The 20,596-nt window shown below is 73.6% G+C and carries 16 protein-coding genes and 6 pseudogenes; 21 read left to right on the plus strand and 1 reads right to left on the minus strand.

Features of this window, described 5'->3' with window-relative positions; translation table 11 throughout:
* Window positions 1-14 precede the first annotated feature (14 nt).
* A complete protein-coding gene (locus tag UK82_RS05755) occupies window positions 15-2,228 on the minus strand; it encodes an elongation factor G-like protein EF-G2 (RefSeq protein ID WP_044883557.1) in 2,214 nt (737 codons plus the stop codon).
* A gap of 167 nt (window positions 2,229-2,395) precedes the next feature.
* On the opposite strand from UK82_RS05755, the gene pgsA reads away from it, so the two are divergent.
* The 21 genes and pseudogenes from pgsA to UK82_RS05835 form a co-directional block, all read left to right on the plus strand.
* Window positions 2,396-3,085, plus strand: coding sequence for a phosphatidylinositol phosphate synthase (pgsA, locus tag UK82_RS05760; RefSeq protein WP_055406552.1), 690 nt, complete (start codon window positions 2,396-2,398; stop codon window positions 3,083-3,085).
* Window positions 3,086-3,149: 64 nt separating this feature from the next.
* Window positions 3,150-4,007, plus strand: coding sequence for a phosphatidylinositol mannoside acyltransferase (locus tag UK82_RS05765; protein ID WP_044883559.1), 858 nt, complete (start codon window positions 3,150-3,152; stop codon window positions 4,005-4,007).
* Window positions 4,008-4,035: 28 nt separating this feature from the next.
* Window positions 4,036-5,163: a glycosyltransferase family 4 protein gene (locus UK82_RS05770; RefSeq protein ID WP_044883560.1), complete on the plus strand. Its 1,128-nt coding sequence runs from the start codon at window positions 4,036-4,038 to the stop codon at window positions 5,161-5,163.
* 75 nt (window positions 5,164-5,238) lie between these two features.
* Window positions 5,239-5,886, plus strand: coding sequence for a hypothetical protein (locus UK82_RS05775; protein WP_044883561.1), 648 nt, complete (start codon window positions 5,239-5,241; stop codon window positions 5,884-5,886).
* A 152-nt stretch (window positions 5,887-6,038) separates the two neighbouring features.
* Window positions 6,039-6,971, plus strand: coding sequence for a pyridoxal 5'-phosphate synthase lyase subunit PdxS (pdxS, locus tag UK82_RS05780; RefSeq protein ID WP_044883671.1), 933 nt, complete (start codon window positions 6,039-6,041; stop codon window positions 6,969-6,971).
* Window positions 6,968-7,551: pyridoxal 5'-phosphate synthase glutaminase subunit PdxT (gene pdxT / locus UK82_RS05785; RefSeq protein WP_236705554.1), on the plus strand; the 584-nt coding region annotated here is incomplete at its 3' end. The genes pdxS and pdxT, both read left to right, overlap by 4 nt.
* 38 nt (window positions 7,552-7,589) lie before the next feature.
* A partial coding sequence (locus UK82_RS36020; RefSeq protein WP_236705555.1) for a YebC/PmpR family DNA-binding transcriptional regulator occupies window positions 7,590-7,954 on the plus strand: 365 nt, incomplete at its 3' end.
* 1 nt (window position 7,955) lies between these two features.
* A pseudogene (locus UK82_RS36025) lies at window positions 7,956-8,345 on the plus strand (YebC/PmpR family DNA-binding transcriptional regulator); the annotation flags it as partial.
* Between the two features lie 141 nt (window positions 8,346-8,486).
* A complete protein-coding gene (ruvC, locus tag UK82_RS05795; RefSeq protein WP_044883564.1) occupies window positions 8,487-9,023 on the plus strand; it encodes a crossover junction endodeoxyribonuclease RuvC in 537 nt (178 codons plus the stop codon).
* A complete protein-coding gene (gene ruvA, locus UK82_RS05800) occupies window positions 9,020-9,718 on the plus strand; it encodes a Holliday junction branch migration protein RuvA (RefSeq protein WP_055406554.1) in 699 nt (232 codons plus the stop codon). The genes ruvC and ruvA overlap by 4 nt, the downstream gene beginning before the upstream one ends.
* Before the next feature lie 52 nt (window positions 9,719-9,770).
* Window positions 9,771-10,907 (plus strand): Holliday junction branch migration DNA helicase RuvB, encoded by a 1,137-nt coding sequence (gene ruvB, locus UK82_RS05805; RefSeq protein ID WP_055406555.1) that lies wholly within the window; start codon window positions 9,771-9,773, stop codon window positions 10,905-10,907.
* A gap of 138 nt (window positions 10,908-11,045) precedes the next feature.
* Window positions 11,046-11,558: a preprotein translocase subunit YajC gene (yajC, locus tag UK82_RS05810; protein ID WP_055406556.1), complete on the plus strand. Its 513-nt coding sequence runs from the start codon at window positions 11,046-11,048 to the stop codon at window positions 11,556-11,558.
* Window positions 11,559-11,705: 147 nt separating this feature from the next.
* A partial coding sequence (secD, locus tag UK82_RS05815) for a preprotein translocase subunit SecD (RefSeq protein ID WP_236705556.1) occupies window positions 11,706-13,176 on the plus strand: 1,471 nt, incomplete at its 3' end.
* Window position 13,177: 1 nt separating this feature from the next.
* Window positions 13,178-13,646 (plus strand): annotated as a pseudogene (locus UK82_RS36030) (MMPL family transporter); the annotation flags it as partial.
* Window positions 13,647-13,649: 3 nt separating this feature from the next.
* Window positions 13,650-14,912, plus strand: coding sequence for a protein translocase subunit SecF (gene secF / locus UK82_RS05820; RefSeq protein WP_055406558.1), 1,263 nt, complete (start codon window positions 13,650-13,652; stop codon window positions 14,910-14,912).
* A gap of 93 nt (window positions 14,913-15,005) precedes the next feature.
* Window positions 15,006-15,575: an adenine phosphoribosyltransferase gene (locus UK82_RS05825; protein WP_044883569.1), complete on the plus strand. Its 570-nt coding sequence runs from the start codon at window positions 15,006-15,008 to the stop codon at window positions 15,573-15,575.
* 82 nt (window positions 15,576-15,657) lie between these two features.
* A partial coding sequence (locus tag UK82_RS36035; RefSeq protein WP_236705557.1) for an HD domain-containing protein occupies window positions 15,658-16,467 on the plus strand: 810 nt, incomplete at its 3' end.
* A 1-nt stretch (window position 16,468) separates the two neighbouring features.
* Window positions 16,469-17,205, plus strand: a pseudogene (locus UK82_RS36040) (GTP pyrophosphokinase); the annotation flags it as partial.
* Window position 17,206: 1 nt separating this feature from the next.
* Window positions 17,207-18,252 (plus strand): annotated as a pseudogene (locus UK82_RS36045) (TGS domain-containing protein); the annotation flags it as partial.
* Window positions 18,253-18,271: 19 nt separating this feature from the next.
* Window positions 18,272-18,619 (plus strand): annotated as a pseudogene (locus tag UK82_RS36050) ((p)ppGpp synthetase); the annotation flags it as partial.
* Window position 18,620: 1 nt separating this feature from the next.
* Window positions 18,621-20,548: pseudogene (locus tag UK82_RS05835) on the plus strand (RelA/SpoT family protein); the annotation flags it as partial.
* Between the last annotated feature and the right edge of the window lie 48 nt (window positions 20,549-20,596).

Raw genomic sequence — 20,596 nt, forward strand, 5'->3', positions numbered from 1 at the left:
CGCGGTAGGCCGCATCAGCCGAGCAGCGAGTCGGCGAGCCGCGGTGGCATCGGCTCGTAGCCGTGCGGTTGGCGATGGAAGCTCCCCGTTCCGTGGCTCAGCGAGCGCAGTTCTACCGCGTACCGGGACATCTCGCTCTCCGGCACCTCGGCGTGCACGATGGTGCGCGTCGCGGCGAACGAGCTCGCGCTGCCCGGCGCCGGCGGCACCGGATCCATGCCGACAACCCGTCCCCGCCGGGTCGACAGGTCGCTGACCACCGTCCCGACGAACTCGTCGGGCACCGACACATCGACGGCCAGCACCGGCTCCAGCACGACGACTCCGCCGCTGCGAACGGCGTCGCGCAGCGCCAGCCCGCCGGCGATCTGGAAGGCCATGTCCGAGGAGTCGACGCTGTGCGACTTGCCGTCGACCAGGCGCACCCGCAGGTCGGTCAGCGGATGACCGGCCCGCACTCCCTGGGCCATCTGCGCCCGGACCCCCTTCTCGACCGAAGGGATGAACGAGCGCGGGATGGCACCGCCGACGACCTCGTCGACGAACTCGAAGCCGCTGCCCGGCGGGAGCGGCTCGACCTCGATCTGGCAGACGGCGTACTGGCCATGCCCTCCGGACTGTTTGACCTGGCGGCCCAGTCCCCGCGCCGGTGCCCGCAGCGTCTCCCGCAGCGGAATGACGGTCGGCACCCGGTCGACGGTGGCGCCGTAGCGCTGGGCGAGGCGCTCCAGTACGGACTCCGCGTGGGCCTCGCCCATGCTCCACAGGACGAGCTGCGCGGTCTCCGGATCCTGGACCACCCGCAGGGTCGGATCCTCGATTGCCAGCCGGGACAGCGCCGTGGCCAGCCGGTCCTCGTCGGCACGGCCGCGGGCCCTGATCGCGATCGGCAGCAGCGGCTCGGGCATCGTCCAGGCGGGCAGGTGGCGCGGATCATCGAGGCTCGACAGGGTGTCGCCGGTCTCGGCGGTGGCGAGCTTCGTCACCACGCAGATGCCGCCCGCCGGGCAGTCCGGCACGCTGTGCAGCACCGAGCCGTAGGGCCGGGACAGCGCGCCGACCCGCTCGTCGTCGTCGTGGTCGGCATGGCCGGCCGCCGCCCGGCCGTGCCCACTGACGTGGACGGGATCGTCCGGGCGCAGCGTCCCGCTGAAGACCCGCACGACGGACATCCGGCCCACGTACGGATCAGTGGTCGTCTTGACGACCTCGGCGACCAGCGGCCCGGCGGGATCGCCGGTGCCCGGGTCGCAGGCCGTGCCGTCGGGCCGGGTCAGCGCCGGGAGGGGATGCTCCGCCGGCGCGGGGAAGCCCTGGACGAACAGGTCGAGCAGCTCCGCCGAGCCGAACCCGCCGGCTCGCGCCGGGCCCCGTTCGTCCCTGTCCCGTTGGTTGCTGTCCCGCCGGTTGCTGTCTCGTTCGTGGTCCGTGCCCTGCTCGGCGAGCAGGCCGATCGGCAGCACCGGGAAGAACGTTCCGCGGGCGACCGCCTTCTCCAGGTCGGCCAGCAGCAGGTTCGGATCGGGGTCGGCGCCGGACAGGTAGCGGTCGAGCAGCGTCTCGTCCTCGCTCTCGGCGATGATTCCCTCGACGAGGGCCGCCCGGGCGGCGGCGTGGCGCACGTCGGACCGGCCCGACTCGGCCGCGGACGTGCGTCGCCCGCCGCGGCCGTACTCGACGATCCGGCCGGTCAGCAGCCCCGTCATGCGTACGCCGCCGCCCGCCGCGCGGCTGGGCAGCCAGGCCGGCAGCACACCGGTGCCGAAGGCGCGCTGGCACTCCTCGACCGCCGCGGTGAAGTCGGCCCGGGCCTGGTCCAGGTGGGTGATCGCGATGGCGCGCGGCATGCCGACCTCGGCGCACTCGGTCCACAGCAGCCCGGTCGCGCCGTCCACCCCGTCGACGGCGCTGACGACGAACAGGGCGGCGTCGGCGGCGCGCAGGCCCGCGCGCAGCTCGCCGACGAAGTCGGGGTACCCCGGGGTGTCGAGCAGGTTGATGGTGAGCCCGCGGTGGCTGACCGAGCACAGGGAGAGACTGACCGACCGGGAGGGCCGGTGATCGGGGTCGGCGTGCCCGACGTAGCTGGTGTGGGCGAGCTGATAGTCGCCGTTCTGGCGCTCGGGCGGCCCGGCGGTGGCGAGCAGCCGGTCCACCAGGGCCGTCTTGCCCGCGCCGGTATGCCCCACCAGAACGACGTTGCGTACATCGCACGAGGCTGTTGACATCCTCGCCTCCTTGATCGGCAGGTGGGATCCTGTCCGTAACGGCAGAGTCCTCCCAGGTGACGTGGGGCACAAGCCCGAGGGGGGGCGTGGTCGGGAATGCACGGATCGTGGCGGCGGTACTGTGAAGACCGCCCGAAGCCGGGTGCACGCGGGACGACGGGACGGACATGCTCGCTAGCAAGGCACGACCGCAGATCCAGAAGGTGCTCGACCCGGTGAGCCAGTGGGCCGCCCGGTCGTCGGTGTCGCCCGACGTCGTGACGATCATCGGCACCATCGGGGTGGCGGGCGCCGCGCTGGGGTTCTTCACCCGGGGGGTGTTCTTCCTCGGCACGATCGTGATCACCCTTTTCGTCTTCTCGGACCTGATCGACGGGGTGATCGCCCGAGCCCGCGGTATCTCCTCCAAGTGGGGGGCCTTCCTCGACTCCACCTCCGACCGCGTCGGCGACAGCGCGATCTTCGGCTCGCTGGTCGTCTGGTACGCCGGTGACGGCGACTCGCTGCCGCTCGTCGTGGCCGCGCTGGTCTGCCTGGTGGCGGGCTCGATCACCTCCTACGTCAAGGCGCGCGCGGAGGGGCTCGGCTTCACCTGCAACGTCGGCTTCGCCGAGCGCGGCGAACGGCTGCTGATCCTGCTGGTCGCCGCCGGCCTGTACGGCCTCGGTGTGCCCTACCTGCTGCCCGCCGCCCTGTGGTTCCTCGTCGGCGCGACCTCGCTCACCGTCGTGCAGCGCGTGGTGCACGTGTACCGGCAGTGGTACCGCGCGGGTGACCCGCCGGCGCCGTCCGCGTCGACCGCGGCCCCCACCCTCCCCTCCGGGGCCGCGCCGGCCGGTCCCGCGCGGCGGCCGTGACCGAGGGCCGGCCGTGACCGAGGGGCGGTCGTGACCGAGGGGCGGTCGTGACCGAGGGGCGGTCGTGACCGAGGGGCGGCTCACCGACCTCGGCTACGCACTGGGCTGGCGCGGCGTGCGGCTGCTGCCGGAACCGGTGGCCGCCGCGGCGTTCCGGCTGGGCGCCGACGCGGCCTACCGGCGTGGCGGGCGCGGAGTGCGCCGGCTGCGGGCCAACCTGAGCCGGGTGGCGCCGGCCGGCACCGACCTGGACCGACTCACCCGGGTGGCGATGCGCTCCTACGCGCGTTACTGGCTCGAGGTCTTCCGCCTGCGCGAGCTCGGCACCGAGCGGATCGTCGGCCGGATGCGGGTCCTCGACGAGCACTTCCTGCGTGACTCGCATGCCCGCGGCGCCGGCACGATCCTGGCGCTGCCGCATATGGGTAACTGGGAGCAGGCCGGCGCCTGGCTCGCGGCGACGGGAGTCCCGTTCACGACGGTCGCCGAGCGGCTGCGGCCCGAGTCGCTGTTCGAGCGGTTCGTCGCGTTCCGCTCCGAGCTCGGGATGGAGGTCATCCCGCTGACGGGCGGCGAGAGCCCGCCGTTCGGCCTGCTGGCCGACCGGCTGCGGGCCGGGGGGATGCTGTGCCTGCTCGCCGACCGCGACCTGTCCCGCGCGGGCATCCCCGTGCGGTTCTTCGGCGCCGCGGCGACGATGCCCGGCGGACCCGCCGCGCTCGCGCTGGCCACCGGGGCAACGCTGCTGCCGGTCACGCTCTGGTTCGACCGGGACGGCTGGAGCGCGCGGATCCACCCCGCGGTGGCGCGCAGCGACGTCGCGACGATGACCCAGGACCTCGCCGACGCCTTCGCCGCCGGCATCGCCGCCCATCCCGCCGACTGGCACATGCTCCAGCGCGTCTGGCGCGACGAGGCGTGAGCCCGCCCGGTCGCGCCGCGGCGGCGCTGTGAAGATCGGCCTGGCCTGCCCCTACACCTGGGACGTCCCCGGCGGGGTCCAGGTCCACGTGCGGGACCTCGCCGAGGCCCTGCTCGCGGCGGGACACGAGGTATCGGTCATCACCCCGGTCGACGACGAGCAGACCCTGCCGTCCTATGCCGTCGACGCCGGCCGGGCGCTGCCGGTGCCCTACAACGGCTCGGTCGCCCGGCTGCTGATGGGCCCGGTCTCCGCCGCTCGGGTCCGCCGCTGGCTGCGCGAGCGCGACTTCGACGTCCTGCACGTGCACGAGCCCAGCGCGCCGAGCGTCAGCCTGCTGGCCTGCATGCTCGCCGACGGGCCGATCGTGGCGACCTTCCACACCGCCAATCCCCGCTCGCGGTTCCTGACCGCCGCACAGGGCGCGCTGCAGCCGTCCTTCGAGAAGCTGCGCGCCCGCATCGCCGTGTCCGAGGCGGCGCGGCGCACGCTCGTGGAGCATCTCGGCGCCGACGCCATCCTGATTCCCAACGGGGTCGCGGTGCAGCACTTCGTCGACGCCCAGCCGCTGCCCGGCTACGACGACGGGCGGCCCACCGTCGCCTTCCTCGGCCGCATCGACGAGCCGCGCAAGGGCCTCGACGTGCTGCTGGCCGCGATGCCGGCGCTCGCCGCCCGCATCGACGACGCGCGCCTGCTCGTCGCCGGGCCCGGGGACGCCGCGGCGGTGCGTGCACGCCTGGAACCGGAGCTGCGGTCCCGGGTCGACCTGCTGGGCCTCGTCTCCGATGCCGACAAGCCGCGGGTGTTCGCCTCTGGCCAGGTGTACTGCGCCCCGAACACCGGCCAGGAGAGCTTCGGGATCGTGCTGCTGGAGGCGATGGCGGCCGGGACCGCCGTGGTGGCCAGCGACATCGACGCGTTCCGCCGGGTGCTCGACGACGGCCGCGCCGGGCGGCTGTTCGACGTCGGCGATCCCGCGCAGCTCGCCGCCACCCTCGCCGACGTGCTGACCGATCCCGCCGGGGCCGCGGGGCTGGTACGGCGGGGCCGGGAGGTCGTCGAGACGTACGACTGGCGGACCATCGCCGAGCGCATCGTCGGCGTCTACGAGATGATCTCCGGGGACCGGCGGGTGTCGCTCGCGTCGACCTAGCCGGGCGGGCGGCGGCGAGTCCGGTGGCCGGTACCGGCGCCAGGTCACATCCGCCCGTTGGCTACGCTGCGCGAGATGACCGTCCTCGTGGTGGTGGTTGCCCTGGTGGTGGCGATTGCGACCTATCTGACCTGGCTGGCCCGCCGGCTCGACCGGCTCGCCGCTCGGGTGTCGGACGCCGGCGGCGGTCTGGTCACCCAGCTCGTCGCCCGCGCCGACGCCGCGGCGCAGCTCGCCGAGCGCTGCGGTCTCGACGAGCTGGCGGCCAGCGCTGCCCGCGCGCGTGTGTCCTACCCGGCCCTGCTCGCCGGCGCGCCCCTGGACGCCGCGGTCGAGCTGGCCGAGAACGCGCTGAGCCGGGCGCTGCGCTCCGCGGAGGTCGCGGCGGCCGGGCAACGTTTTCCCATCGAGCTGCACGCGGTCGACTCCGGGGCGGCCCGGGTGGCGCTGGCCCGCCAGTTCCACAACGACGCTGTCCGGGACCAACGCGCGCTCGCGGGCCGCCGGGTGGTCCGGGTGCTCCACCTGTCCGGCCGCCGCTCGCCGCCCGGCTACTTCGAGATCGACGATGCCCTGCCGGTCCGCGAGGAACCCTGGCCGCGCCTCGTCGAGGGTTCGGCTTACGGCGCCGACATCTCCGGCCGCGACAACCCCGCCCGCGAGGACCGGCCGGGGCGCGACGGGTCGCTCGGGCACGGCGACCGGCCGGGCCTGGCCTCCTGAGCCGCCCGGTCGGCGCGGGCTGCGCCGTACGATGGGGAACCGACCCACCCGCACGGGATTCACCTGGCTGGGTATCCGACATGCAGGTGTTCCTGACATGGCGGAGCCGGCCGGCCGTGGCGCCCGACTGGAGCGAAAAGAGACGGCACATCATGTCCCAGGGCCAGACTGCCGCCACCACCGGCCTGGCGACCGACTCCGCCCGGCACGCCGGCACCGCCCGCGTCAAGCGCGGCATGGCGGAGATGCTCAAGGGCGGTGTGATCATGGATGTGGTCACGGCCGAGCAGGCGCGTATCGCCGAGGACGCCGGCGCTGTGGCGGTGATGGCCCTGGAGCGGGTGCCCGCCGACATCCGCGCCCAGGGCGGCGTCGCCCGGATGAGCGATCCGGACATGATCTCGGAGATCATCGAGGCAGTGTCCATCCCGGTGATGGCCAAGGCGCGGATCGGGCACTTCGTCGAGGCCCAGGTGCTCCAGGCGCTCGGGGTGGACTACGTCGACGAGTCCGAGGTGCTCACCCCGGCCGACCCGCACCACCACATCGACAAGTGGTCGTTCACGGTGCCGTTCGTCTGCGGGGCGACCAACCTCGGCGAGGCGCTGCGCCGCCTCGCCGAGGGGGCGGCGATGATCCGCTCCAAGGGCGAGGCGGGCACCGGCGAGGTGTCCAACGCGGTGGTGCACATGCGCACCATCCGCGCCGAGATCGGCCGGCTCGCCGCGCTGCCTGCGGAGGAGCTCTACGCCGCGGCCAAGGAGCTGCGTGCCCCCGTCGAGCTGGTCGCCGAGGTGGCCCGGCTCGGCCGGCTGCCGGTCGTGCTGTTCACCGCCGGCGGCATCGCCACCCCGGCGGACGCGGCGCTGATGATGCAGCTCGGCGCGGACGGGGTGTTCGTCGGCTCCGGGATCTTCAAGTCCGGCGATCCGGCGCGGCGCGCCCGCGCGATCGTCGAGGCCACCACGATGTTCAACGACCCCGACGTGCTGGTGAAGGTGTCGCGGGGCCTGGGCGAGGCGATGGTCGGCATCAACGTCGCCGAGCTCCCGTCGGCGGCCCGCTACGCCGACCGTGGCTGGTGAGCGGCCCGCGGATCGGCATCCTCGCGCTGCAGGGGGACGTGCGCGAACACGCTCGGGCGCTCAGCGCCGTCGGTGCGCGGCCGGTGGAGGTCCGCCGCGCGGCGGAACTCGCCGCGGTGGACGGTCTGGTCCTGCCCGGCGGCGAGTCCACGACGATCGGCCGGCTGCTGCGGGTGTTCGAGCTGCTGGAGCCGTTGCGGGCCGCGGTCGTGGCGGGCCTGCCCGTGTTCGGCTCGTGTGCTGGCATGATCCTGCTTGCGCGGGACGTCGTGGACGGCCGGCCGGACCAGCCGCTGATCGGCGGGTTGGACATGGTCGTCCGGCGTAACGCCTTCGGCCGGCAGGTCGACTCGTTCGAGGTCGACCTCGACGTCGACGGCGTGGAGGGACCGCCTGTGCACGCGGTCTTCATCCGGGCACCATGGGTAGAAAAGGCGGGCGATACGGTCGAGGTCCTGGCTCGTGTCGCCGAGGCGCCGGTGGCGGTCCGTCAGGGCCCGCTGCTGGCCACCGCGTTCCATCCGGAGCTGACCGGTGACTCCAGGATGCACCGGCTATTCGTCGACATTGTGCGATCTTCNGGATCCGGTCGGTGATCGCGAGTAAGAGGGGCAGGACATGAGCGGTCACTCCAAGTGGGCGACCACAAAGCACAAGAAGGCGGTCATCGACGCCCGGCGGGGCAAGCTGTTCGCCAAGCTGGTCAAGACGGTGGAGGTCGCGGCCAAGACGGGCGGCGGCGACCCGGCGGGAAACCCCACGCTGGCCGACGCCATCGCCAAGGCCAAATCGCAGTCCGTCCCGAACGACAACATCGAGCGGGCGGTCAAGCGGGGCTCCGGCGAGCTCGCCGGCGGGGTGAACTACGAGAACATCACCTACGAGGCGTACGGGCCGAACGGCGTCGCGATCCTCGTCGAGTGCCTGACCGACAACCGCAACCGCGCCGCCTCCGACGTCCGGGTGGCGATCACCCGCAACGGNGGCACGGTGGCCGATCCCGGCTCGGTGTCGTACCTGTTCAACCGCAAGGGCGTCGTGCTGGTGACGAAGACCGCCGGGCTCACCGAGGACGACGTGCTGCTCGCCGTGCTCGACGTGGGCGCCGAGGAGGTCAACGACCTCGGCGACGTCTTCGAGGTCATCTCCGAGGCGACCGACCTGCATGCGGTGCGGGTGGCGGCCACCGACGCCGGCCTGGAGATCACCTCGGCGGACATCTCCTGGCTGCCGAGCGTGAGCGTGCCGCTGGACGCCGAGCCCGCGGCCAAGGTGCTCAAGCTCGTCGAGGCGGTCGAGGACCTCGACGACGTCCAGAACGTGTGGTTCAACGGCGACATCTCCGACGACGTCATGGAGCTCGTCAGCAGCTAGCCGCACGCCACCGCGCCCGGGATCTGTTGGGCGTGTCGTGGATGTCCGGTTGCGCCGACCGATCTACCATCGAACGAGTGTTCTTGCGGGCGAGCGTTCCTGTGGGCGGGCGTTCCTGTGGGCGAGTGGTCGGGAGGGTGGATGCGGGTACTGGGCGTCGATCCGGGGCTGACCCGGTGCGGCCTGGGGGTCGTCGACGGCGCCTTGGGTTCCCGCGCCCGCCTGGTCGAGGTGGGGGTGGTGCGCACGCCGGCCGGTGCCGAGGTGGCCGACCGGCTGCGGGCCGTCGCCGACGGCATCGACGCCTGGCTGGACCGCACCCGTCCCGACGCGGTCGCGGTCGAGAAGGTCTTCAGCCAGGCCAACGTGCGCACGGTCATGGGCACGGCCCAGGCCGGTGCGGTAGCGATCATGCTCGCCGCGCGGCGTGACCTGCCGGTGGGCCTCTACACGCCCAGCGAGGTCAAGGCCGCGGTCACCGGCAGTGGGCGGGCCGACAAGGCCCAGGTCGGGTTCATGGTCACCCGGTTGCTGGGGCTGACCGAGGTGCCGCGGCCGGCCGACGCCGCCGACGCGTTGGCGCTGGCGCTGTGTCACCTGTGGCGGGGCCCGGCGCTGGCTCGGCTGCGCGCGGCGGCTCCCGTTGCGCCCGCCCGCCGCCCGGCGGGAGCGTCGTGATCGCCTCGTTGGCCGGCACCGTCCGGGCGCTCGGGCCGCTGTCCGCCGTCGTCGAGGTGGGCGGCGTCGGCCTGCTCGTCCAGTGCACCCCCGCGACGCTGGCCCGGCTGCGCGTCGGCGAGCCGGCCAGCCTCGCCACCACCCTCGTCGTGCGTGAGACGGAGCTGACCCTCTACGGGTTCACCGACGCCGATGCCCGCGACGTCTTCGAGATCCTGCAGTCCGCCGCCGGGGTGGGGCCGAAGCTCGCCCAGGCCGTCCTCGGCGTGCACGATCCGGACGCGGTCCGCCGGGCGGTCGCCGAGGAGGATCTCGCGGCGCTCACCAAGGTGCCCGGGATCGGGCGCAAGGGCGCCCAGCGGATCGTCCTGGACCTGCGCGACCGACTCGGCCCGCCGCGCGGGGCCGCGGTGCCCGGGCCCCGGTCGGCGGCCGCCGACCGGGGCTCCGGCGGGGTCGGGGCAGGCGGGGTCGGCAGTGCCGGCGAGGTCGCGGACACCGTGCGTGAGGCGCTGACCGGGCTGGGCTATTCGGCGCGAGAGGCCGACGACGCGGTGTCCCGCGCGCTGGCCGTGCTGGCCGCGCCCCCGGACGACCTCGACGGCCCGGACCGATCAGGCGGCACCGCGCCGGCCGAGGGCGCGCCCGACGCGGCGACGCTGCTGCGGGCGAGCCTGGCAGTGCTGCGCCGATGACCGCGCCGGCGGAGGCTGGGCTGGCTGCCGGCGGCACGCACGGGGGCGGCGCATGAGCGCCGACGGGCTCGTCTCGGCCGCCGCCAGCGCCGAGGAGCAGGCGTTCGAGGCCGGGCTGCGCCCCCGCACGCTCACCGAGTTCGTCGGCCAGCGCAAGGTCCGGGAGCAGCTCTCGATCATGCTGGAAGGGGCGCAGGCCCGCGGGCGTCCGCCGGACCACGTCCTGCTGTCCGGCCCGCCGGGCCTGGGCAAGACCAGCCTCGCGATGATCATTGCGGAGGAGCTGGCGGTGCCGCTGCGGATGACCAGCGGCCCGGCGATCGAACGGGCCGGCGACCTCGTCGCGATCCTCACCGCGCTGTCCCCCGGGGAGGTGCTGTTTCTCGACGAGATCCACCGGATCGCGCGTCCCGCCGAGGAGCTTCTCTACGCCGCGATGGAGGACTTCCGGGTCGACGTGATCCTCGGCAAGGGGCCCGGCGCGACCGCCATCCCCCTCGACGTCGCCCCGTTCACGCTGGTGGGCGCCACGACCCGGTCGGGGTTGCTGACGGGGCCGCTGCGCGACCGCTTCGGGTTCACCGCCCACCTGGACTTCTACGCCCCCGACGAGCTCGCCCGGGTGCTGACCCGCTCGGCGGGCCTGCTCGGCGTCAGCCTCACCGAGGATGGCGCGGCCGAGGTCGCCGGGCGCTCCCGAGGCACCCCGCGCATCGCCAACCGGCTGCTGCGCCGGGTGCGCGACTACGCCGAGGTGCGCGCCGACGGCGTGGTCACCCGGGACGTCGCCCGAGCCGCGCTGCGGATCTACGACGTCGACGGGCTGGGGCTCGACCGCCTCGACCGAGCCGTGCTGGAGGCACTCGTCGGTCGCTTCGGCGGCGGCCCGGTCGGGCTCACCACGCTGGCCGTCTCGGTGGGGGAGGAGCCGGAGACGGTTGAGGACGTGGCCGAGCCGTTCCTGCTGCGGGCCGGCCTGCTGATCCGCACCTCCCGCGGTCGGGTCGCCACCCCCGCCGCCTTCGAGCACCTCGGGCTCGAACCGATCGCCGAGCCGCTCGGCCGCAGCCAGGCCCCGCTCTTCCCGGACACCGGCCTGCTCGCCGAGGGTGGACTGCTCTCCGGCGACGGACTGCTCACCGAGAGCGGCGCGCTTCCCGACGGCGGCATGCTCCCCGACGGCAGCTGAGCGGCGGCCCACCGGGCGGCCCACCGCCGCCCACCGCGCGACGCCACGGCGCCGGTATAAAGCGGACACCACGGCCCTGCCCACCGGCGGCATCCGCTCGATACGTACGATCGCCGCAACACATCAGGAGGGCAGGACGTGCGCGGACTTGTGACGGCGGCGACGGCAGCCGACGGTAACGGCGGCAGTTCCATCGGCGGTTTCCTGATTCCGCTTCTTCTCGTCCTGGCGGTCGTCTACATCTTCTCGATGCAGCGTCGCCGCGCCAAGGCTCAGCAGCAGCAGGTGTCCCAGATTCTGCCCGGCACCCTCGTGATCACCACCGCCGGACTCTACGCGACCGTCGTGGAGCTGGAGGACGGCGACGTCCTGCTCGAGATCGCCCCCGACGTGGTCTGCCGGTTCACCCGCAGCGCCATCGCCCGGGTGATCAGCTCGCCGGACACCGACGAGGCGCACGACGACGGGTCGGCGGACGGCGACGCGCACGACGCGCACGACGGTCCGGCCGATCCCGCGACCTCGGTCGGCGAGACGCCTCCGCCCGGCGCGGGCACCGCCGTCGGCGAGGAGGGCGCCGGGGGGCCGTCCGCGACCGACGGTTCCGACGGCGAGGGCAGCGTGTCCCGTCCGCCACGCAAGGAGCTGTAGCAGGTCGACGGACCGCCGGAGCGTTACCAGCGGGGGTTCGGAACGTACCCTCGGTGACATTCGTTCGGGTACGTTGGGCACCGCCGGTCCGGGCAACGGCGAGACGAACGAGCGCCGGTATCCGGCGCGTGAGGAAGGGACTCGCACGTGGCACGCGGCTCGGCACGGGCATCCACGGGAAGCTCCGTCTGGACCCGGCTGGGGGTACTCGGCGGTCTGCTCGTCGTCCTCTACAGCCTGATGGCCGCCACCGGGAACTGGACCCCACGGCTGGGGCTGGACCTGCAGGGCGGCACGAGCGTGATCCTCACGCCTCGGGCAACCACCGGCAGCGCCGTCGACTCCGGCGCGGTCGACCAGGCGGTGGACATCATCCGTCAGCGCGTCGACGGGCTGGGTGTCGCCGAGTCCGAGGTCCACCGCACCGGCAACCAGATCGAGATCTCGGTTCCCGGCCGGGGCCGCGGCGACGTGGTCGACCTGGTGGGGCAGACCGCGGAGCTGCGCTTCCGCGAGGTCTACGAGGCCGCCGCGGCGACCCCGGCGAAGACGGTCCCCTCGCCCACCCCCGGCAGCACGGCCGCGCCGACCCCCGCGCCCGGCGCGACGCCGTCACCGGCGGCCGGGAGCGTGCCGTCCGCGGCGCCGTCGGCGGCCCCCTCTGCGGCGCCGACCCCGTCGGCTTCGAACCGGCCGGCCGCCCTCGGCGACGGCTCGCGGCCGGCTGCGAAGCCGGTGGCGCTCGGGGACGGCTCCGGGCTGGTCGCGCAGCCGGTGGCGCTTGCCGCGAGCACGGGTAAGGCGGTCACCGCCGCCGGTGCCCTCACCGCCGCCTCGGCGGCCCCCGCAGTCTCGGCCTCTCCCGCCACGGCGGCCTCCGCGGCTCCGGCCGCGTCGGCGTCCCCGGCGCCGGCGCCGACGGCGCCCGCGGCGGGCGCCGCCTCCTCCGCGGACACGCCGCCCGCCGCCGCGGTCGCCCAGTACGACGCGCTGACCTGTGCGGTCACCGACGTGCGCAAGGCGGCGGTCAGCACCGACCGGCCCCAGGACTGGACCGCCGCCTGCGATCGGGACGGGGCGACCAAGTACCTGCTCAAGCCGGCCTCCGTCGTCGGCACCGATGTGAAGACGGCCTCCGCCGGCCTGCAGGGCGGCGGCGGCACCACCGGCGTCACCACCGGCCAGTGGGTGGTCAACGTCGACTTCACCGGCTCCGGCCAGAACAAGTTCACCAAGCTCACCGAGAACACGATCGGCAAGCAGGTCGCGATCGTGCTCGACGGCGTGGTGCAGTCGGCGCCGCAGACCAACGAGCGCATCGCCGGGACCGCGCAGATCTCCGGGTCCTTCGGCCAGTCCGAGGCGGAGGACCTCGCCAACGTTCTGCGTTACGGCGCACTGCCGCTGGCGTTCGAGCGTTCCCAGGCCGAGTCGATCTCGCCGACCCTGGGCCGCGACTCGCTGCACGGCGGGCTGCTCGCCGGGGCCATCGGGCTGGTGCTGGTCGTCGCCTACTCGTTCCTGTACTACCGGGCGTTGGGCATCGTGGTGGTCGCTTCGCTGGCGGTCAGCGGGGCGATCATCTATGCCTCAGTCGTGCTGCTGGGCGCCGCGATCGNCTTCACGCTGACCCTCGCCGGCATCGCCGGTCTGATCGTGTCGATCGGCGTCACCGCGGACTCGTTCGTCGTCTACTTCGAACGGATCAAGGACGAGGTGCAGGCCGGTCGGACGGTGCGTGCCTCCGCCGACCGGGCCTGGCCGGCCGCGCGGCGCACGATGCTCTCGGCGGACACGGTCTCGTTCCTCGCCGCCGCCGTGCTTTACATCCTCTCGATCGGCTCGGTGCGCGGGTTCGCGTTCACCCTCGGGTTGTCGACGTTGAGCGACGTGCTGATCATGTTCATCTTCACCCGCCCGATGGTGGCCCTGCTGGTGCGGCGCAGACTGTTCTCCGTCAGCCGGTTCTCCGGTCTGAGTCCGAAGACGATCGGTGGCCGGGCCGCGGCCGGGCCACCGGCCGCGGCCCCCAGCAGGCCGCGGCTGGCCAAGCGGCCGGCGCCGGCCGGGCAGAAGCGGGAGAGCTGACAGATGGCACTGCTCGGGCGGATCTACCGCAGCGACTTCCACGTCGACTTCGTCGGCCGCCGCCGGGTCTGGTACGCGATCTCCGGCGTCATCATCGCGATCTGCGCGGTGAGCATGATCTTCCGTGGCTTCACCCTGGGCATCGAGTTCTCCGGTGGCGCGGTCTTCCAGCTCCCCAGCCATGGCGGCACCGTCCAACAGGTCGAGGAGACCCTCTCCAGCGTCGGCATCGACCCGGCGGACGGCGTGGTCCAGCAGCTCGAGACCTCCAAGCAGTTCCGGGTGCAGACCCCCACCCTGTCCGACGCCCAGACCGACAAGCTGACGGACGCGCTGGCCAAGCGTTTCTCGGTGGCCAACCCGGACCGCGACATCGCCGTGTCGACGGTCGGCTCCTCGTGGGGCTCGACGATCACCAAGAAGGCCGTCCAGGGCCTGGTCGTCTTCCTGGTGCTCGTGATGATCTACCTGTCGGTGCGCTTCGAGTGGAAGATGGCGGTGGCCGCGATGGCCGCGCTCATCCACGACCTCGTCGTCACCATGGGCGTCTACTCCCTCGTCGGGTTCGAGGTGACGCCGTCGACGGTGATCGCCGTGCTGACCATCCTCGGCTTCTCGCTCTATGACACGGTGGTGGTGTTCGACCGGGTGCGGGAGAACACCGCGGGGATGGCGACCTCCCACCGCCGCACCTATGCCGAGGCGACGAACGACGCGCTGAACGAGACGCTGGTCCGTTCGCTCAACACGTCGCTCATCGCCCTCATCCCGGTGGCGTCGCTGCTGTTCGTCGGCGCCGGGCTGCTGGGCGCGGGCACGCTGAAGGACCTCGCGCTCGCCCAGTTCGTCGGGATCGCCTCCGGCACCTATTCGTCGTTGTTCTTCGCCACGCCCCTGCTGGTCGACCTCAAGCGGGGTGAGTCGGCGGTGCAGGCCCTCGACGCCCGGGTCGCCCGGGAACGGGGCAAGCGCGCGCGCGCCGCCGCGTCGGCCTCGGCCGGCCCGGGGGCGCCGGTCGGCTCGTCGGCGCCGGGGGAGACGGCATCGGGGGAGGTGGCGGCCCTCGCCGCGGGCGCGGCTGCACGGCCGGACGACCCGGACGACCCGGTCGGTCGGCCGGGCGGGCCCGGTGCCCGCGAACCGGTTCCCGCCGGGGCGGGCCTCGGCGGGCCCGGTCGGCGACCCCCCACGGCGGGTGCCGCGCGACGCGCCGGAGGCCGCAAACCCGGCCGGCGGGGGCGGCCGAGCGGTAAGAAGCGTCGGTGAGCCGGGCGTCAGGCGCACACCTGTGTACCTGTGCCCTGCGGCGCCCGGAGACGGATCTGGCGGACTAGCCCTGAAAGTGGGATGAGCAGGACGATGACGAGCATCGACGAGGCGGCACTCGGACGGCCCGCCACGAGCGACGCGGCCGCCGACGTGTTGCGTGGCCACATCCGGGACATCCAGGACTGGCCGCAGCCCGGGGTGGTGTTCAAGGACATCACCCCGCTGCTCGCCACGCCCGCCGCGTTCGGCGTGGTGATCGGGGCCCTGGTGGACATCGCCCGCCAGCGCGGCGCGACCACGATCGCGGGGATCGAGGCCCGTGGCTTCCTGCTGGCCGCGCCGGTCGCCGACCGGCTCGGCGCCGGCCTGGTGCCCATTCGCAAGCAGGGCAAGCTGCCGGGCCCGGTCCGCAGCGCGACCTACGACCTGGAGTACGGCACCGCCACCATCGAGATCCACGCCGACGCGGTGCGCCCGGACGAGCGGGTGCTGCTGGTCGACGACGTGCTGGCGACCGGCGGCACGGCGGCTGCCGCGCACGGGCTGCTGGCCGGCGTGGGGGCCGAGGTGGTGGGCCTCACGGTCCTCATGGAGCTGTCGTTCCTGCCCGGGCGGGAACGGGTCGCTCCGTTGGATGTCGTCCCACTTCTGACGATTTGACCTCCCCTCGGCCGGGGCTGCGGAAGGCTTCCGCGCGGCGCGGCGTTAGGCTCGGTGTCTAGTCCTCACGCAGGAGCGGCCCGTGCCAGAGGCAGCGCCGGTGACCACCGGAGCGTCGTCGCCCGCCGTGGCTCCCTCGAGGGAGCCACGGTCGGCGGGCGATGGTGCGCGTCCTGCCCCGTCTGGCCCGGACCGCGGATCCACCCCCCGTGACCAGGCCGTCCGCGAGCCGGCCGGCCCGCAGCCCGCGAGCCGGGAGACGCGGGGAGCCGCCGAGGCCCCGGCCCGGGTACCGGCCGGGCAGACCGGGCCGCCGCCGGCGGCCGCGCCGGCGGATGACGGCTCGCCGGTCGTTCCCCGGCTCGGCCACGAGTCGCCACCCCTGCCGCGCCGGGTGCGCGGGCGCCTGTCGCGCCTCTCGACGCACCGGGCCACCCCCTCCTCGGCCCTCGATCCGGTGCTGCGCGGCCTGCTCGCGAACCACCCGCGGGCCGACATCGACCAGGTCCAGCAGGCCTTCGAGGTCGCCGACGCCGCGCACGCCGGCCAGGTGCGCTTCTCCGGCCACCCTTACATCACCCACCCGATCGCCGTGGCGAGCATCCTCGCCGATCTCGGGATGGACACCCCGACGCTGTCCGCGGCCCTGCTGCACGACACGTTGGAGGAGACCTCCCTGTCCGCCGAGGCGATCCGGGAGACCTTCGGCGACCAGATCGCCCTCATCGTCGACGCCGTCAGCAAGCTCAACCGGGTCAAGGTCGGCGAGGCGGCGCAGGCGGCGCAGGCGGAGACGATCCGCCGGATGGTCGTCGCGATGGCCCGCGACCCGCGGGCGCTGGTCGTCAAGCTCGCCGACCGGCTGCACAACATGCGCACCCTGCGTTTCCTGNCCGAGCACAAGCAGGAGCGCAAGGCACGCGAGACGCTGGAGGTCTACGCCCCGCTCGCCCATCGGCTCGGGATGAACTCGCTGAAGTGGGAGCTGGAGGACCTCGCGTTCGCCGCGCTGTACCCGAAGCGCTACGACGAGATCGTCCGCCTCGTCGCCGACCGGGCGCCCAGCCGCGACGTCTACCTCGCGGAGGTGATCGGCCAGGTGCAGGCCGGCCTGCGCGACGCCCGGATCCGCGCGGTCGTCTCCGGCCGACCCAAGCACTACTACTCGATCTACCAGAAGATGGTCGTGCGCGGCCGGTCGTTCGACGACATCTACGACCTGGTCGGCATCCGCGTCCTCGTCGACTCGGTCCGCGACTGCTACGCCACCCTGGGCACCGTCCACGCGAACTGGAAGCCGATCCCCGGCCGGTTCAAGGACTACATCGCGATGCCCAAGTTCAACATGTACCAGTCGTTGCACACGACGGTCATCGGTCCCGAGGGCAAGCCGGTCGAGCTGCAGATCCGCACGCACGCGATGCACAACCGAGCCGAGTACGGCATCGCCGCGCACTGGAAGTACAAGGAGGACGGCGTCGCGGCCCGCCCGTCAGCGGGGGTGGTCGACGGCGGCGGCCGGTCCGCGCGGCGCCGCGGCAGTCCCGAGCCGGACCTCATGAGCTGGCTGCGCCAGGTCCTGGACTGGCAGCGCGAGACCGCCGACCCGGGGGAGTTCCTCGACAGCCTGNGCTTCGCCGCGGAGACCGACGAGGTCTTCGTGTTCACCCCGAAGGGCGACGTCATCCCGCTGCCCGCGGGGTCGACGTCGGTAGACTTCGCCTACGCGGTGCACACCGACGTCGGTCATCACTGCGTCGGCGCCCGGATCAACGGCCGGCTCGCGGCGTTGGACACCGAGCTCGACAACGGCGACACCGTCGAGGTCTTCACCTCGCGGGCGCACTCGGCGGGCCCCAGCGAGGACTGGCTGATGTTCGTCCGCTCGTCGCGGGCCCGGGCGAAGATCCGCCAGTGGCACGCCCGCGAGCGCCGCGAGGACGCGATCGTCGCCGGCCGCGACGCGATCGGCCGGGCCATGCGTCGCCATGGGCTGCCGCTGTCCCGGCTGATGAGCGGCGACGCGCTGCTCAACCTGGCCAAGGACCTGCGCTACGCCGACGTCGCCGCGCTGTACGCGGCGGTGGGGGAGAACCACGTCAGCGCCCCGGCGGTCGTCTCGAAGCTGCTCGTGGCGCTCGGTGGCCCCGAGGGCGCCGAGGAGGACGCCGGCGAGACCGAGCTGCCGATCCGCACGCTGCGCCGCTCCACCGGGGAGCCGGGTGTGCTGGTCACCGGGGCGCCGGACGTGTGGACGAAGCTCGCGCGCTGCTGCACCCCGATGCCCGGCGACGACATCGCCGGCTTCGTCACCCGGGGCAAGGGCGTGTCCGTCCACCGGACCGACTGCTCCAACCTCACCGGGCTGCGCGGCGGGCCGCACGACCGGCTCGTCGAGGTCGAGTGGGCGCCGTCGTCGGGTTCGGTGTTCCTCGTCGTGATCCAGGTCGAGGCACAGGATCGGACCAAGCTGCTCTCGGACGTCACCCGGGTGCTCTCCGACCGGCACGTGAACATCCTGTCCGCGTCGGTGGCCACCACCAGGGACTCCGTCGCGGTCAGCCGCTTCACCTTCGAGATGGGGGATGCCAAGCATCTCGGGCACATCCTGAGTGCCGTGCGGTCCATCGACGGGGTCTACGACTGTTTTCGCGTCACCTCAGGCGTACAGGTCTAGCGGGACAAAGGGGGGCGCCGTGGATGCTGAGACCGTAGGTGCGGGTCTGCCGGCGGGCGGCGGACTGACCCCGGCGCTGTCCCGGGCCGACGCGCGGGGCGACTCCTCCGACGACGCCTCCCGGGCCCTGTCGGCGGCGCGGCAGGCGAGCGTGCGCCTGGCGCACCTGGCCCGCCGGATGGCCACGCCGCGCATGTCGCAGGTGCCCCCCGAGCTGCGGGACATCGTGGAGGCCCACCGCGACTACCACCCGCGGGCCGACATCGGCGCGCTCGTGCACGCCTACGGGGTCGCCGAGCGGTTGCACGCCGGCCAGATGCGCCGCAGCGGCGACCCGTACATCAGCCACCCGCTCGCCGTCACCGAGNCGCTCGCCGAACTCGGCGTGGACACGACCACGCTGATCGCGGCCCTGCTTCACGACACCGTCGAGGACACCGGCTACACCCTCGACTCGGTCGCCGAGGAGTTCGGCGGCGAGGTCGCCAACCTCGTCGACGGGGTCACCAAGCTGGACAAGATGCGCTTCGGTGAGGCGGCCGAGGCCGAGACGCTGCGCAAGCTGATCGTGGCGCTCGCCCGGGACTACCGGGTGCTCGTTATCAAGATCGCCGACCGGCTGCACAACATGCGCACGCTCGACTTCATGTCCCCGCCCAAACGAGTGAAGATCTCCCGGGTCACGCTGGAGATCCTGGCGCCGCTGGCCCACCGGCTGGGCGTCAGCGTGATCAAGCGTGAGCTGGAGGACCGGGCGTTCGCCGTGCTCCATCCGGCCGAGCACGCGCGCACCGCCCGGATCGTGGACGAGTTCACCGCCGCGGAGCAGGCGTCGGGTTCGCTGGCGGGCCTGGTCGCGCGGCTGCGGGCGGGCCTGGCGGGCGCCCGCATCGACAGCGAGGTCTCCGTCCGCGCCAGCCACCTGTTCTCGATCTACAAGCGGGGGCAGGAGCGGGCCCGCGCCCCGCAGGACTACACCGACATCGTCCGAGTCCTCGTCCTCGTCGACGAGGTGACCGACTGCTACGCCGCCCTCGGGGTGATCCACGCGCTGTGGCGCCCGGTGCCGGGCCGGCTGCGGGACTTCGTGGCGACGCCGAAGTTCAACATGTACCAGTCGCTGCACACCACCGTCGTCGACGATTCCGGGCGCAGCATCGACATCCAGATCCGGACCCTGGCGATGCACCGGCTGGCGGAGACCGGCATCGTCGCGCGCCCGGTCGGCCCGGGCGCCGACGGCGCCCGGCTGGAGGGCCTGTCCTGGCTGCACAGCCTGCTGGACTGGCAGGAGGACACGATCGACTCCGACGAGTTCCTGGAGTCGCTGTCCTCCGATCTGGACTCCGACGAGGTGCTGGCCTTCACCCCCAAGGGGCGGATGATCGCCCTGCCACCCCGGTCGTCGCCCGTCGACGTCGCCTACGCCGTGCACACCGACATCGGTCACCGGGCGATCGGCGCCCGGGTCAACGGCCGGCTTGTCCCGTTGCACACCCGGCTGCGCAACGGCGACGTCGTCGAGATCCTGACCTCCAACCTGCCCGGCGCCGGTCCGTCGGAGGACTGGCTGCGGTTTGTGAAGACGTCGCGGGCCCGCGTGCGCATCCGCCGCCGGCTCGCCCGGCAGCGTCGTGACGCCGCTGCCGGCCCGGGCCTGTCCGAGGGACCGGAGCAGCCGGGGCGGCCGGCCGGGACGGGCGCCGGCGCCCACGGCGGCTCGGCCGGGGACATCGCGGGCGGTCCGAGTGGGACCTCCGCGGCACCGGCGCGGCACCTGGCCCGGCGCGGCGTACCCAGCCTCGCCGCCGTGGCCGACGACGGGTCGGGCGCGAGCATGCCCGTCCGGCTGGCCCGATGTTGCCTGCCGCTGCCCGGTGACGCCGTCGTCGGCTTCACGACCCATGGCAGCGCGGTCTCGCTCCACCGCCGCGAGTGCGGCAACGCCACCGAGGCGCGCGCCGACCGGGAACGGGTCATGGTGGTGGCCTGGTCCGCGCCCGATGTCAAGATTTTCCCCGCCGAGATCGCGGTCGAGGCGTTCGACCGTTACGGGCTGTTGGCCGACATCACCGAGATCCTGTCCGAGACGTCGGTGTCGGTCCGGGCCGCGTCGACGACCACCTCCGAGGACCGCGTCGCCCACGCCCGCTTCACCATCGAGGTCACCGGGCCCGAGCAGCTCGACAGCGTGCTCTCGGCGGTCCGCCGGGTGGGGGGCGTGTACGACTGCTACCGCGTATGCCAGACCCAGGCGTCGCCGACCGCCGACCCGGCCGCCCGCGCCGCCACCTGACCCGCAGTCGCCACCTGACCCGCAGTCGCCACCTGATTCGCGCTGGCA

This window comes from Frankia sp. ACN1ag, assembly GCF_001414035.1.
GTDB classification, from domain to species: Bacteria; Actinomycetota; Actinomycetes; order Frankiales; family Frankiaceae; genus Frankia; species Frankia torreyi.

Coding starts and splice junctions, on each gene's coding strand:
- UK82_RS05755 (WP_044883557.1), bottom strand. CDS start 2,228: ATGTCAACAGCCTCGTGCGATGTACGCAACGTCGTTCTGGTGGGGCAT.
- pgsA (WP_055406552.1), top strand. CDS start 2,396: ATGCTCGCTAGCAAGGCACGACCGCAGATCCAGAAGGTGCTCGACCCG.
- UK82_RS05775 (WP_044883561.1), top strand. CDS start 5,239: ATGACCGTCCTCGTGGTGGTGGTTGCCCTGGTGGTGGCGATTGCGACC.
- pdxS (WP_044883671.1), top strand. CDS start 6,039: ATGTCCCAGGGCCAGACTGCCGCCACCACCGGCCTGGCGACCGACTCC.
- ruvC (WP_044883564.1), top strand. CDS start 8,487: ATGCGGGTACTGGGCGTCGATCCGGGGCTGACCCGGTGCGGCCTGGGG.
- ruvB (WP_055406555.1), top strand. CDS start 9,771: ATGAGCGCCGACGGGCTCGTCTCGGCCGCCGCCAGCGCCGAGGAGCAG.
- secF (WP_055406558.1), top strand. CDS start 13,650: ATGGCACTGCTCGGGCGGATCTACCGCAGCGACTTCCACGTCGACTTC.
- UK82_RS05825 (WP_044883569.1), top strand. CDS start 15,006: ATGACGAGCATCGACGAGGCGGCACTCGGACGGCCCGCCACGAGCGAC.